This window comes from Pseudomonas sp. ICMP 8385 (assembly GCF_002699915.1).
In the GTDB taxonomy this organism is placed as follows: domain Bacteria; phylum Pseudomonadota; class Gammaproteobacteria; order Pseudomonadales; family Pseudomonadaceae; genus Aquipseudomonas; species Aquipseudomonas gessardii.
The window spans coordinates 198478-211945 of sequence record NZ_LKBY01000135.1 but is presented as its reverse complement, the minus strand read 5'-3'; the positions used below and the strand labels follow the sequence as shown (position 1 = coordinate 211945).

14 protein-coding genes and 1 pseudogene are annotated in these 13468 nt (G+C 62.8%); 5 read left to right on the top strand and 10 right to left on the bottom strand.

Annotated features, from left to right (window positions below; translation table 11 throughout):
- Positions 1 to 34 precede the first annotated feature (34 nt).
- Entirely contained in the window at positions 35 to 256 is a 222-nt protein-coding gene (locus AO268_RS27635; protein ID WP_099170478.1) for a YgdI/YgdR family lipoprotein, read from the bottom strand.
- A gap of 81 nt (positions 257 to 337) precedes the next feature.
- Positions 338 to 940 carry a molybdenum cofactor guanylyltransferase MobA gene (mobA, locus tag AO268_RS27630; protein ID WP_099170477.1) on the bottom strand — a complete coding sequence of 201 codons (603 nt, stop codon included), beginning with the start codon at positions 938 to 940 and terminating at the stop codon, positions 338 to 340.
- 76 nt (positions 941 to 1016) lie between these two features.
- Between mobA and moaB the strand changes: the two genes are divergently transcribed.
- The 3 genes and pseudogenes from moaB to yegS all read left to right on the top strand — a co-directional run.
- Positions 1017 to 1556, top strand: a complete 540-nt coding sequence (gene moaB / locus AO268_RS27625; protein ID WP_099170476.1) for a molybdenum cofactor biosynthesis protein B — start codon at positions 1017 to 1019, stop codon at positions 1554 to 1556.
- Complete coding sequence (locus AO268_RS27620; protein ID WP_099170475.1) at positions 1540 to 2766, top strand: molybdopterin molybdotransferase MoeA; 1227 nt, start codon at positions 1540 to 1542, stop codon at positions 2764 to 2766. The genes moaB and AO268_RS27620 overlap by 17 nt, the downstream gene beginning before the upstream one ends.
- Before the next feature lie 88 nt (positions 2767 to 2854).
- A pseudogene (gene yegS, locus AO268_RS27615) lies at positions 2855 to 3779 on the top strand (lipid kinase YegS); the annotation flags it as partial.
- On the opposite strand, the gene AO268_RS27610 reads toward yegS, so the two are convergent.
- The 3 genes from AO268_RS27610 to AO268_RS27600 all read right to left on the bottom strand — a co-directional run bounded on the left by AO268_RS27610 (position 3741) and on the right by AO268_RS27600 (position 6144).
- Positions 3741 to 4400, bottom strand: a complete 660-nt coding sequence (locus AO268_RS27610) for a response regulator transcription factor (RefSeq protein ID WP_099170473.1) — start codon at positions 4398 to 4400, stop codon at positions 3741 to 3743. The pseudogene yegS and the gene AO268_RS27610 overlap by 39 nt on opposite strands.
- The gene (locus tag AO268_RS27605; RefSeq protein WP_099170472.1) at positions 4397 to 5290 is read right to left on the bottom strand and encodes a sensor histidine kinase; all 894 of its coding nucleotides are present in this window, start codon (positions 5288 to 5290) and stop codon (positions 4397 to 4399) included. The genes AO268_RS27610 and AO268_RS27605 overlap by 4 nt, the downstream gene beginning before the upstream one ends.
- Before the next feature lie 404 nt (positions 5291 to 5694).
- Positions 5695 to 6144 (bottom strand): hypothetical protein, encoded by a 450-nt coding sequence (locus AO268_RS27600; protein WP_099170471.1) that lies wholly within the window; start codon positions 6142 to 6144, stop codon positions 5695 to 5697.
- A gap of 543 nt (positions 6145 to 6687) precedes the next feature.
- Between AO268_RS27600 and AO268_RS27595 the strand changes: the two genes are divergently transcribed.
- Both AO268_RS27595 and AO268_RS27590 read left to right on the top strand, forming a co-directional pair.
- Positions 6688 to 7623 (top strand): chemotaxis protein CheV, encoded by a 936-nt coding sequence (locus AO268_RS27595; RefSeq protein ID WP_099170470.1) that lies wholly within the window; start codon positions 6688 to 6690, stop codon positions 7621 to 7623.
- 88 nt (positions 7624 to 7711) lie between these two features.
- Positions 7712 to 8518: an MOSC domain-containing protein gene (locus AO268_RS27590; protein ID WP_099170469.1), complete on the top strand. Its 807-nt coding sequence runs from the start codon at positions 7712 to 7714 to the stop codon at positions 8516 to 8518.
- A 63-nt stretch (positions 8519 to 8581) separates the two neighbouring features.
- Here AO268_RS27590 and ppnP read toward each other — a convergent pair whose 3' ends face one another.
- The 5 genes from ppnP to atuD all read right to left on the bottom strand — a co-directional run bounded on the left by ppnP (position 8582) and on the right by atuD (position 13461).
- Entirely contained in the window at positions 8582 to 8866 is a 285-nt protein-coding gene (ppnP, locus tag AO268_RS27585; protein WP_099170468.1) for a pyrimidine/purine nucleoside phosphorylase, read from the bottom strand.
- A gap of 47 nt (positions 8867 to 8913) precedes the next feature.
- The gene (locus tag AO268_RS27580; RefSeq protein WP_099170467.1) at positions 8914 to 9456 is read right to left on the bottom strand and encodes an exonuclease domain-containing protein; all 543 of its coding nucleotides are present in this window, start codon (positions 9454 to 9456) and stop codon (positions 8914 to 8916) included.
- 70 nt (positions 9457 to 9526) lie between these two features.
- The gene (locus AO268_RS27575; RefSeq protein WP_099170466.1) at positions 9527 to 11461 is read right to left on the bottom strand and encodes an acetyl/propionyl/methylcrotonyl-CoA carboxylase subunit alpha; all 1935 of its coding nucleotides are present in this window, start codon (positions 11459 to 11461) and stop codon (positions 9527 to 9529) included.
- Between the two features lie 63 nt (positions 11462 to 11524).
- On the bottom strand, positions 11525 to 12307 hold the full coding sequence (locus AO268_RS27570; protein ID WP_099170465.1) for an enoyl-CoA hydratase/isomerase family protein: 783 nt from the start codon (positions 12305 to 12307) through the stop codon (positions 11525 to 11527).
- Entirely contained in the window at positions 12304 to 13461 is a 1158-nt protein-coding gene (atuD, locus tag AO268_RS27565) for a citronellyl-CoA dehydrogenase (RefSeq protein ID WP_099170464.1), read from the bottom strand. Before atuD ends, AO268_RS27570 begins: the two co-directional genes overlap by 4 nt.
- Positions 13462 to 13468: the final 7 nt, after the last annotated feature.

Here is a 13468-nt window from a genome sequence, read left to right as displayed (position 1 = left end):
CAAAAGCGGGCTTTGTCGTAGCAGGTGTTAAGACTTACAGGTCTTTGACGGTGCGAACCTGATCCTTGTTGATGCGGGTGTGCTTGCCATCCAGTTGTTCGAATTCGTAGAAGCCCGAATCCTGATCGAATTTAGGGGTGTCGACAGCCTGGATTTCGCGACCGTCATTCAGGGTGATCACTGTTGGCGAGGCGCAACCGGCGAGGGTAGCAAGGCCCAGTGCAAGCATGAGAGCGGCGATGGTCCGTTGAGTCATGAGTCTTCTCCGAGAGTGTTGCTGTATTGAGTTCTGACCTTGTGACGTGTGCAACGTCGGCAAAGTTCCTTGTTCTGGCGCTCATTCTGACACGCCGGGGCGTGGGTGCAACAACTCTGGTGTATTGAGGTTGGCCAGGCGCGGGTCGTTCTCGGCGCAATCGAGCGCCCGGGCCCCCAGTTTCAGGAGGATCTGCCGTGGGCTGCGCTCTGCCGCCAGCCAGGCGTTTTCCACGTCGCCGCGCAGGCGCGTCGGTATGACGCAGAGCAAAGGCTCCCAGAACGCGCCGTGGCGGATCATCACCGGCACCTGTGGGTGTTGTCGGGCGGTTTCGAGCAGGTCTGCCAGCAACTGCCCGTCGATGTGTGGCACATCACAGGGCAATACCAATAAGTGTTCATGACGTGCGGCAGCCAGCCCGGCGCGGATACCGGCCAGGGGCCCCGGGAAGTCCAGGCTGTCGTCGCTGACCAACCGGTCGCCGTAGGGGGCGTACTGCGCCTGGTTGCGGTTGCAGGAGATGATCAGGTCGTCGGTCAGGGGCCGCACCCACTGATGCAGGTGGGCAATCAGCGGTTGCCCGTGCCAGTCGAGCAGGCCCTTGTCCAGCCCGCCCATGCGCTGGCCGCGACCGCCGGCCAGCAACAGGACCGAGCAGGGCAGGGGCGAAGAATTGAATGGCATGACGGCTCCGCAGCGGCAGTGAAATAGGGGGCTGTGATATAACATCGGGCTGTTCCTTCGACAACCGGACCGAGCCATGAAAGCCCAGGCTGATACGCCTTTCGTACCTCTTAACATTGCTGTCTTGACCGTCAGCGATACTCGCACCCTGGAAACCGACACCTCCGGGCAGGTCTTTGTTGAGCGCCTGCTCGCGGCCGGCCATCGCCTGGCTGAACGGGTATTGCTCAAGGATGATCTCTACAAAATCCGTGCGCAAGTCGCGCACTGGATCGCCGAGGACGTGGTGCAAGTGGTGCTGATTACCGGCGGTACCGGCTTCACGGGCCGCGACAGCACCCCCGAGGCGGTCAGTTGCTTGCTGGACAAGCAGGTGGATGGGTTTGGCGAGCTGTTCCGGCAGATTTCGGTGGCCGATATCGGCACTTCCACCGTGCAGTCCCGCGCCCTGGCCGGCCTGGCCAATGGCACCCTGGTGTGCTGCCTGCCGGGCTCCACCAACGCGGTGCGCACCGGCTGGGACGGGATTCTCGCCGAACAGCTGGATGCCCGCCATCGCCCGTGCAATTTCGTGCCGCACCTCAAGCTGGCCGAACCGTGTGAATCCCGTGGGTAAGCCGGGCCAGACCGGCGCCTTGATGCCGCTAGAGCAAGCCCTGGAACGCCTGTTGAACATGGCCGAGGCCGCGCCGATCCGTGAGCAGGAACACCTGCCATTAGCCGCGTGCGACGGGCGCGTGCTGGCCGAGGCGCTGGTGTCCACCCTCGACCTGCCGCCCTGGCCCAACAGCGCCATGGACGGCTATGCCTTACGCACTGCCGATTGGGCGGGCGAGCCGCTGCTGGTGAGCCAGCGCATCTTCGCCGGCCAGGCCCCCGAGCCCTTGGCGGCGGGGACGTGTGCGCGGATCTTCACCGGCGCCCCGGTGCCGGCAGGCGCCGACTGCGTGGAAATGCAGGAAAACGCCGAGGTGCAGCCCGATCAGCGCGTCAGCTTTACCCAGGCACTGCGCGCAGGGCAAAACATCCGGCCCAAGGGCCAGGAGACGACGGTCGGCGAAGAAGTCCTGGCCGCCGGTACACGGCTTGGCCCGATAGAACTGGGCCTGGCGGCGTCCCTGGGGCGCGACCGCCTGGCGGTGGTGCGCCGCGTGCGCGTGGCGGTGCTGTCAACCGGCGACGAGTTGATCGAGCCGGGCCTGCCACTGGGGCCGGGGCAGATCTACAACAGCAACCGGCGGGTGTTGTGCAGCTGGTTGCAACGCCTGGGTTGCGAGGTGGTCGACGCCGGTATCTTGCCCGATGACCTGGAATTGACCCGGACCCGTCTGGCGGCCCTGGGCTCGGTGGACCTGATTCTGTCCACCGGTGGGGTCTCGGTGGGGGAGGCGGACTTCCTGGGTATCGCATTACGCGAAGAGGGCGAGCTGGCCTTGTGGAAGCTGGCGATCAAGCCTGGCAAACCGCTGACATTCGGCCATTTCCGTGGCGTGCCGGTGATTGGCCTGCCGGGGAATCCGGCGTCGACCCTGGTCACGTTCGCTCTGTTGGCGCGCCCGTACCTGCTGCGCCGCCAGGGTGTCGAAGCGGTGCAGCCGTTGCGTTTCGAGGTGCCGGTGGGGTTCGTCTGGGCCAAGCCGGGCAACCGTCGCGAATACCTGCGCGGGCGCCTGGAGCAAGGGCGGGCGGTAATCTACCAGAACCAGAGTTCCGGGGTCTTGCGCAGTGCCGCCTGGGCCGAGGGCTTGGTGGAAGTACTGGAGGGCACCACCTTGGCCATCGGTGACCGGGTGAATTTCATTCCTTTGAGCGAAGTGCTGGGCTGAAGAATTAATTTACAGCCCAATGGCTTTTTTCCGACTGCCGAAGGTCAACATCCCTCAGGTCCCCTCCAACGATAGGAGCTTCACCCCCATGAGCAAACCCAAGGCACTGTTGATTCTGCACGGCAAGCAAGCCCTCAATGAAGACGTGCGGGCAGCAGTGCAAGGCAAGCGCGAGCAGGGGTGGGAGCTGGCGGTGCGCGTCACCTGGGAGGGCGGTGATGCCCAGCGCCTGGTGGGTGAAGCCCTGGAGGCCGGCTACACACGGCTGATTGCGGGCGGTGGCGATGGCACCTTGCGCGATGTGGCCGAGGCCATGGCTCGGGCGAAAACTGACGCCAGCCTGGTGCTGATGCCCCTGGGCACTGCCAATGACTTCGCCCGTGCGGCCGGGGTGCCGCTGGAGCCGCGCCTGGCCCTGGAGCTGCTGGACGTGGCACCGCGCGCCATCGACCTGGGGGAGGTGGGCGGGCAGGTGTTTCTCAATATGGCCACCGGCGGTTTTGGCAGCCAGGTCACGGCCAACACCTCCGAGGACCTGAAAAAGGTGCTGGGCGGCGCGGCCTATCTGTTTACCGGCCTGTCGCGCTTCAGCGAGCTGCGGGCCGCCTATGGGGAGCTGGTGGGGCCGGACTTTCATTGGCGCGGCGAGTTGCTGGCCCTGGGGATCGGCAACGGTCGCCAGGCCGGTGGCGGGCATGAGCTGTGCCCAGGCGCCCTGGCCGATGATGGCCTGCTGGATATCAGCATCCTGCCGGCGCCCCAGGAAGTGGTGGGCACCTTGCGCAGCCTGATGACGGACGGCTGGGGCCTGGACAACCTGTTTGTGCGCGCACGCCTGCCATGGGTAGAAATCAAGGTGGCCGAAGGGTTGGATATCAACCTCGATGGCGAGCCGCTCAAGGGCACCGACCTGCGCTTTTGCACCTTGCCCAAGGCCTTGCAGGTGCATTTGCCGGTGGGTTCGCCGTTGCTGGCTAATCGTCCAGGCTGATGATCTGCTCGCGCACGGCAAACAGCACCAGGCCGGCCACATCGAAAATCTGCAGGCGCTTCATGATCTGCGAGCGGTGGGCTTCCACGGTCTTGATGCTCAGGCCCAGGCCATGGGCGATTTCCCGGGTGGACTTGCCGCGCACGATCAGGCGCAGGATTTCCAACTGGCGTGCCGTCAGGTTGTGGCGCTGTACGGGGGCTTCCGGGTGGGACTGGCTGTGGATCAAGGCCTGGTTGATCACCGTGTGGGCAATGGCCGGGCTCAGGTAGCGCTCGTTATTGCGCAGCGCCAGCAGCGCATGTTCCAGCTCATTGGCGGTGGTGTCCTTGAGCAGGTAGCCATGGGCACCGGCCTCCAGGGCACGCATGATCAACTGCGGGTCGGTGTGCATCGACAGGATCAGCACTTTGCTCTTGGGGTAGGCGTGCTTGAGTTGCTGCAAGGCATCCAGGCCACTGGTGTGCTTCATCGACAAGTCCAGCAGGACGATATCGGGTTGCAAGGCATCGAACTGGGCGAGCACTTGCGCGCCGTCGTTGGCTTCGCCAATCACCGCATAGCCGGGAATATCCAGGATCAGCGCGCGCACACCAGCGCGGATCAGGGCGTGGTCATCTACCAGGAGTAAATTGCAGGTCACTCTAGAGCCTTAGGGGGACTGGCCCGTTCGAGGGTGCGCGGCGCCCAGGGAAACAGCGCTTCGATCTGCGTGCCACAGCCGGGTTGGCTATTGACCGCCAGCATGCCGCCCAGTTGATCAATGCGCTCGGACATGCCCGCCATGCCCCGTTGCCCGGCCCGGCCCGGGTCGGTGGCGGGCGAGAAGCCCTGGCCGTCATCGCTGATAAACAGCGACAGCCCCTGGGGCAAGCGTTGCAGGCGCACCAGCAGGTTGCGCGCCTGGGCATGGCGCAGCATGTTGGTCACGGCCTCCTGGGTGATACGAAAGGCCGCCACGGCCATCTCTTCTGGAATCCCGGTCAGGCGTTGCTGGCATTCCAGGCTCCAATGTACCGGGGTGTTTTCCAGGGTCTTGAGCAGGTGCGCGCGCAGGCTCGCTTCCAGGCCCAGGCTGGCCAGTTGCCGAGGGTTGAGAATGGCTGACACGTCCCGCACCTTGGCCAGGGTTTCGTTGAGGGTATTGCACAGTACGTTGCATTGTTCCTGCAGTTCCGGCGGCAGGCGGCGGCGCAGCCAGTCGCTTTGCAGCTTGGCGGCGGTCAGCAGTTGGCCGATATCGTCGTGCAGCTCGCGGCTGAGGCGGTGGCGCTCGTTTTCCTGGACTTGCAGCAGGCGGTCGGCCAATTCCTGGGGCTGGAACTTGATCGATTTACGCGAGCGCCAACGCTGCAGGCCAACGGCGACCAGGGTGGCAAGGTTGAGCAGCAGCAGGACTATCGGCAGTGGCGCTTGGTGCGCATAGACCCACAGGCTGACCAGCGTCGCACACAGGCATAGGCCAAGGGTGATCCAGCGGGTACTGCCTTGGGATCCGAACCGGGCGATGAGTGAGATGGGGCTGGTGTACATAGCAGATGGAGCCGATGGGTGTTCGCTGCGGGTAGACCGGTCACGACCGCTGACCGGGCTCTGTTTGGAAAGCGCTCTGGGGACATGGGCTCCCTTCGGCACCGGGTCTGCACGGTAGTGACTCTGATGTTGATTCGAGGTGCGTTTCACGTTTTCTTGCATCATGACGTTCAGCCACTTCGAGCGTGGTCATAGTACCATCAACCATTACCGCTGGTCGCCTGGCGTTGTGCTTGGCGACAGTCATGGGCCCCAGCGCTGCCATGGCCAGTTCTACGGGCGGCTAGTTGTATGATTGATCTTGTCTTGTATCTTTGTTGCCGATAATGGCCTATTGATAGTTGTGTGCTCAAACACCCTTTCAAACAGTGAAGCCGGCGCGTCTACCTATGGAAAAGGCCGGCTCAGGAGGCGTGTGGTGCGGCCTGGCGATAGGTGTAGTCGACGCTTTTTTGTGGGATCAACTGGGCAGCCGTCTCGATCAGCGCAACTTGCTCAGTCTCATCCAGGCTGAGTTTGCCGGTCTTGATATCAATCAGTTCCAGTTGCCAGGCCATCAGTGTCAGGCAGTCATGCAAGGCCGAGAGTGCCTGGTCGTGCAGTTGCACCGGGCTTTGGGCGTTGTTGATCAGGTCCTGCAGGCGCCGGGAAAAATCACCGATAGCCCCCAGCGACATGGCATCGGCCTTTTCGGCGAGTTTCCTCAGGCTGTTTTTCATGCAATCGATGGCATCGTTGTCGTTGCGGATCAAATGCAGGTGACTCAAGCATTCCTCTGACTTGGCCAGCAGCATTTCGGCCTCCAGGAGGAACTCGGGAAGTGCGTCTTGCCACTCTTTACCGTCGTTCATCATGAAAGTCTCCACAACATACGGTCAGATATTGAGATGCAGCACTGGAGCAATGGCTTCAAGCTAGCGCCGAAATATGACCGAAATCTGTAGTTCATTTCTGAATTTTGAGTAGTACTTTTATTTGAGTGATCAGCGTCGCGACGGCTGGTGCTGCAAACAACCAGTGGCATTCGCATGACTTCGATTACCAAGGCGTTAATGCCTGGAAGGCCCCTGGACCGGGGGCTTGCGATAGCAAACAAAAGCCTGACTCCATTCATGCAATGAGAATGGCGTCACATTAATGGCTATTGGATATTGCGAATATCAGGTTGGGCCTGATTGTGACTAGGGGAATCCCTTACATGGCGGAACCTTGTGACCGTTTGAGGGTCTCGCGGCATTGCTTGACTGCCAGACGATAAGGTGATGGCAGTAAAGCATGATGTCAGTGTGACATCAATGCATTTACGTGGCATTTTACCGAGGGTCAAGCTCTGGCACTGGCTGCCGATAACCTTTTTAGTAAGCAGTCAATCTTTCAGCACACCCCAGGAGTCTTTAATGGCTGGCATTCTCGACACGGTAGATCAACGCACACAATTGGTGGGTGAGAATCGCCTGGAGATCCTCATGTTCCGCCTGGCCGGTCGTCAGTTGTTCGCGATCAACGTGTTCAAGGTGCAGGAAGTCCTGCAGTTGCCCAAGCTGACCCTGATGCCCCAGCGTCACCCGTTTGTCTGCGGCGTGGTCAACCTGCGTGGCCAGACCTTGCCGGTGATCGACCTGTCCCAGGCCATCGGCATGCGTCCGCTGGTGCCGGGGCCCAACAGCACCATTATCGTTACCGAGTACAACCGTTCGGTGCAGGCCTTCCTGGTAGGCGGTGTCGATCGCATCGTCAACATGAACTGGGAGTCGATCCTGCCCCCGCCCGCGAGCGCCGGCCGCCAACACTACCTCACGGCCATCAGCAAGGTGGACGAGCAACTGGTAGAGATCATCGACGTGGAAAAAGTCCTCGCCGAGATCGTGCCCTACAACGCCAAGGTCTCCCGGGAAAAACTCGATGACCCGGTACTCGAACGTGCCCGCGGCCGCGAAGTGCTGTTGGTGGATGACTCCAATGTGGCCTTGTCGCAACTGCGCGACACCCTGGGTCAACTGGGGGTGAAGATGCATATCGCCAGCGATGGCCTCAAGGCCTTGAACATGCTCAAGGCCTGGGCGGACAGCGGCCAGGTAATGACCGACAAGTTGCTGATGATCTTCACCGACGCCGAAATGCCCGAGATGGACGGCTACCGCCTGACCACCGAGATCCGCAACGACCCGCGCCTGCGCAGCCTCTATGTGGTGCTGCACACCTCGTTGTCCGGCAGCTTCAACGAATCGATGGTCAAGAAGGTCGGTTGTGACAACTTCCTCTCCAAGTTCCAGCCCGACAAACTGGTTGATGTGGTGCGCGAGCGCCTGATGCTGGATGAGCCTTCCGCCTGATCCCCTGCGGCCGTAAGGCGTGGGGATATTTTGATTCTCTCGACGGCCTCGTATAGGGTGACGCTTTTGCTCACAGGAACCCAGGCTCATGCTTCGTCTCAGCGCGTTGTATCGGTACCCCTTGAAGTCCGGCAAGGCACAACCCTTGTCGCATATTGGCCTGGATAAACTGGGGCTGGACGGGGACCGCCGATGGATGCTGGTGGACGAGGCCAGTGGGCGTTTCCTGACCCAGCGTGCAGTGGCGCAGATGAGCCAGCTGTCGGCCCTCTGGAATGACGCCGGGGGCTTGACCTTGAGCAGCGCAGGCCAGCCCAGCCTGGACGTGGCATTGCCCGGTGCGGATGCCGAGTTGCGTGGCGTGACCATCTGGCGCGACACCCTGCGAGTTCCCGATGCCGGCGATGAAGCCGCGCGCTGGGTCAGCGAGTTTATCGGCAAACCGACCCGCCTGGTGCAGGTGCCCCTGGAGCGCGCCCGCACCACGGCCGCCGGCTACGGCAAGGATGATGACCAGGTTGCGTTCGCCGACGGTTTCCCACTGTTGCTGATTGGCCAGGCGTCCCTGGACGACCTGTCGCAGCGCATCGGCCGGCCCATGGAAATGCTGCGCTTTCGTCCCAACCTGGTGATCGAAGGCAGCGAGGCCTTTGCCGAAGATGGCTGGAAGCGCCTGCGCATTGGTGAGGTGGAGTTTCGGGTGGTCAAGTCCTGCTCCCGGTGCATCCTCACCACCATCGACCCGGCAACCGGTGAGCGCAACGCCGACCGCCAGCCCCTGGCGACCCTGGAAACCTACCGCAAGCAGCCCGATGGCGTGATGTTCGGCCAGAACCTGGTCAATGACGGGGTAGGCCACCTGGAAGTCGGCATGCCGGTGACCATCCTCGAATAAACCGGCCCCATGAAAAATGCCCGTCTCACAGGAGACGGGCATTTTTTTGCGTGCGGGAAAGGCTTAGCCGCGGTATTCGCACAGGTAGGCAGTGTTCACGGCCACCTTGAGCTGGAACTTGCTGTCGGCCGGCACATTGAACTGGCTGCCGGCGGCGAAGGTTTCCCAGCTGTCGCTGCCGGGTAGCTTGACGGTCAGTGCGCCCGAGACCACGTACATGATTTCACGCTGGGCCGTGCCGAATTCGTATTCACCCGGGGCCATCACGCCGACGGTCGCCGGGCCTTCAGGGGTGCCGAAAGCGATCGACTTGACGGTGCCGTCGAAGTACTCATTGACTTTGAACATGGGGGAATCCTCGAAAAAGGGGCAAGAAAGGCCGGCCAGTATGCCTTCTACACGGGCAAAATCAACGGCAGCAAACGCGCCGTATTGCGCGCATCTTCCAGGGCCCGGTGTTGCTGGCCGTTGAACTGCATACCCGCCAGTTGCAACGCGCCATTGAGCCCCAGCGGCTTGTCCAGGCGCCGGGCCTTGGCGAAGCGTTGCTTGAGGTTCACATGGGGCGTCTGGCCCAGCACGCTGGTCAAGCCATGGCGCTGCCACTCCAGTTCCAGTTGCTGACGATCATAGTCGCCCCAGCTGGCCCAGCCTTCCAGGCGCGGGTGATGCTGGCCGAGCCAGCGCTCGAACAGCGGCCAGACCTCGGTCAAGGGCGCCGCGCTGTCGATATTGGCCTGGCTGATGTGCGTCAGCTGGCGGCAGAACGGCGTCAACAACGGGCGCCGCAAGGGCCGCACGAAGCGCTGGAAGTGGTCCAGTTCGCGGCCTTGGCGGTTGACCAGGCTGACGCCGATTTCGATGATTTCCATCTCCGACACGGGCCAGCCGCCGTCATCCGTTGTGGCTTCAAGATCAATAATCAGCCAATGAGGCATCGCAGGTTCCCGTACTCATCCCTTTCTGATGGGGATAGAGCGTAGCCAAGCCTGGTAGTTCCGCCCAGGGCTACTCGATCTGTAGCAAGACCTGGCGATTGCGCACCTGATCGCCTGCGCTGACATGAATGGCCTTGACCACCCCATCGATGCCAGCCTTGAGCGGGTGCTCCATTTTCATTGCTTCGAGCACCAGCAGCAGTTGGCCCTTGCTCACCACATCCCCTTCGTGCACCTGCACCAGAATGATGGCCCCGTCCATCGGTGCCTTGACCGTGCCGCTGCTGGCGGGCGCTTCGCGACTGGCCACGGTTTGCGTCTGGTTGCTCACGCACAGGCTGTGCCCTGCGTGCAACAGCCAGAGCTGGGTGCCTTGCAGGTGATAGGCAAGCCGCTGCCGAATGCCGTTGATGACCAGGCTGGCCCAACGGCCGTCACTGTCGAGCAGGTGTATGTCGATGTTACCGACTTGCAGATGATCGTCCGCCAGTACCTGGGCGGTGACCTCGTGGCGCTGCTCATCGACGCTCAGGCGGTAGGTCCAGGGCACGCTGGCATTGTTGCGCCAGCCCGCCAGGGCCGGGCGGTGCACGGCCGCGCTGTGTCGATAGAACAGGGCGGCGGCCACTGCCAGTTGTTCGTCGCTGATGGCGGGGCGGGCAATATCCCGGAAATGTTCGGCGATAAACCCGGTGCTGAAATCCGCCGCGACAAACTGCGGGTGCCCGAGCAAGTCCACCAGTAACCGTTGATTGCTGGGAACCCCCAGCAGCACACAGTCCTGCACGGCGCGTAGCAACTTGCGCCGCGCCTCTTCACGGGTGGCGCCATGGGCGATGATCTTGCCCAGCATCGGGTCATAGAACGGGCTGATCCGCTGCGGGGCCAGCAAGCCATGATCGACCCGCACCCCGGCCGCCGGCTCCCAGCGCAGTACCTCGCCGGTCTGTGGCAAGAAGCCCTGGGCCGGGTCTTCGGCGTACAGGCGCACCTCCATGGCATGCCCGGTCAGTGTCACTTGGTCCTGGCGCAAGGGCAGGGGCTGGCCGGCGGCGATTTGCAGTTGCCAGTCCACCAGGTCCAGGCCGGTGATCAGTTCGGTGACCGGGTGCTCCACTTGCAGGCGCGTGTTCATTTCCAGGAAATAAAACCGCCCGTCCTGGTCCAGCAGGAACTCCACGGTGCCGGCGCCGACATACGCCACCGCACGCCCGGCCTTGAGCGCCGCGTCGCCCATGGCCTGGCGCAGCTCGGCGGTCATGACCGGGCAGGGCGCTTCTTCGATGACCTTCTGATGGCGGCGCTGCACCGAGCAATCGCGCTCGCCCAGGTAGATCAGGTTGCCATGGGCATCGCCGAACAGTTGGATTTCCACATGGCGCGGCGCGAGCAACGCCTGCTCCAGGATCAGTTCGTCGCTGCCAAGGGCGTTCAGGGCTTCGGAGCGTGCGGTGTGCAGTTGTTCGAGCAGTTGCGCGGGCGTGTGCACCAGGCGCATGCCACGCCCACCGCCGCCGGCACTGGCCTTGATCATCAGCGGGTAGCCGATGCGCTCGGCTTCGCCCTGCAGGGTGGCGTCGTCCTGCGCGCTGCCCTGGTAGCCGGCAATACACGGCACACAGGCGTCGAGCATGGCGATTTTCGACAGGCGCTTGCTGCCCATCAGTTCGATGGCGTCGGCGCTGGGGCCGATAAACACCAGGCCAGCGGCGAGACAGGCCTTGGCGAATTCGGGGTTTTCCGAGAGAAAGCCGTAGCCGGGGTGGACGGCATCGGCGCCGGTGAGGCGTGCGGCATCGAGGATGGCCGGGATATTCAGGTAAGACTGCTGTACCGGGGCCGGGCCGATGTTCACGGCTTCGTCGGCCATGTGTACGTGCAGGGCGTTGGCGTCGGCCTCGCTATAGACCGCCACGGTGCGGTAGCCCAGGGCTTGGGCGGTGCGCTGGATCCGGCAGGCGATTTCGCCACGGTTGGCGATGAGGATTTTATGGAAATTGGGCATTTTGGCTCCCTGTTTGATGGGTTGCGTAGGTGCGGGCTGGTGTGGGAGCTGGTGTTTTCAAGATCAAATCACCCACCGGGCCTTGCGCTTCTCGACAAACGCCCGCGTCCCTTCAATGCCTTCTTCCCCGGTCACCGCCTCGGCAAACCACTCGGCAGCCTGGTCCAGCAACGGTTCCAACGGCTGATCCAGGCTCTGGAGCAACAGCGTCTTGGTTCGCGCATTGGCTTGGGGCGCACAGCGCAATACCTGCCCCAGCACTTCATCCAGGCGTTGCGCCAACCCCTGGGGGGCTGGCTCGACAAAATGCACCACCCCCAGGCGCTGCGCCTCGACCCCATCGAACCGCGCCGCAGTCAACGCCAGGCGCCGGGCCTGGGTCAGGCCGATACGCCGCACCACAAACGGTGCAATCTGCGCTGGCAACACACCGAGGCTGGTTTCCGGCAGGCCGAATTGCGCCTGGTGGTCGGCAATGGCGATGTCGCTGACACACGCCAGGCCAAACCCACCGCCCAGCACCGCACCTTGCAACAGCACAATCACCACTTGTGGCAAGGCTTCGACTTCTTGCAGCAGTGCACCAAATACCCGGTTCAAATCACGCAAGCCCTGGCGGCTGCCCGCACGGCTCAGGTCCTTTACATCGCCGCCCGCACAGAAGTGCCCGCCGGCACCACTGATCACCAGCGCCCGCAGTTGCTCGTCACGCGCCACGTCTGCCAACACGGCGCGCAGCTCGCTGACCATCTGCACGCTCATGGCATTGCGGTGCTGTGGGCGGTTGAGGGTGATGTGCAGCACGCCGTTATGCGGTTCCAGCAGCAGGGTTTCACCGGCGTTCACGACCTTTTCCCCGGCAGCGTGCCCATCAGTTTGCAGATGATCCCCAGCATGATTTCGTCGGCGCCGCCGCCAATCGACACCAGGCGCACATCGCGATAGGCACGGGCCACCGGGTTGTCCCACATAAAGCCCATGCCGCCCCAGTATTGCAGGCAGCTGTCGCTGACTTCGCGGCCCAGGCGCCCGGCCTTGAGCTTGGCCATCGAGGCTAGCCGTGTCACATCCTGGCCCTTGATGTATTGCTCGGTGGCCTGGTAGACCAGCGCCCGCAGGCATTCGACCTCGGTGGACAGTTCGGCCAGGCGGAAGTGGATCACCTGGTTGTCGATCAGCGCCTTGCCGAAGGTCTGGCGCTCCTTGCAGTATTCGATCGTGCTGTCGATGCAGGCCTCCAGGCCCTTGATCATATTGGCCGCGCCAAACAGCCGCTCTTCCTGGAATTGCAGCATCTGCATCATGAACCCCGCGCCTTCGTGGCCGATGCGGTTGCGCTGGGGCACGCGCACATCATCGAAAAACACCTGGGCGGTTTCCGAGCTGCGCATGCCGAGTTTTTCCAGGGGCGGGCTGACGCTGACCCCCGGGGTGTTCATCGGCACCATGATCAGCGACTTGTTGATGTGCGGCTTGCCGTCCGAGGTGTTGACCAGCAGGCAGATAAAGTCGGCGCTGGGGGCGTTGGTGATCCACATCTTGCTGCCGTTGATCACGTAGTCGTCGCCGTCCTTGCGGGCGTGGGTCTTCAGGCCGGCCACGTCGGAGCCGGCGCCGGTTTCCGAAACGCCGATGCAGCCCACTTGTTCGCCGCTGATGGCCGGGCGCAGAAACTCGTCGCGCAGCTCATCGGAGCCAAAACGCGCGAGGGCTGGGGTGCACATATCGGTCTGCACGCCGATGGCCATCGGGATGCCGCCGCAGCGGATGCTGCCGAACTCTTCGGCGGCGACAATCGAGTAGCTGTAGTCCAGGCCCATGCCGCCGAATTGCTCCGGCTTGGAAATACCCAGCAGGCCGAGGTCGCCGGCCTTGCGGAAAATCTCGTGGATCGGGAAGCGCCCGGCTTTTTCCCACTCGTCGACGTAGGGGTTGATCTCGCGTTCGACAAAGTTGCGCACGGTACGACGCAGCTCTTCGTGTTCCTGGGTGATGATCATTTTTATT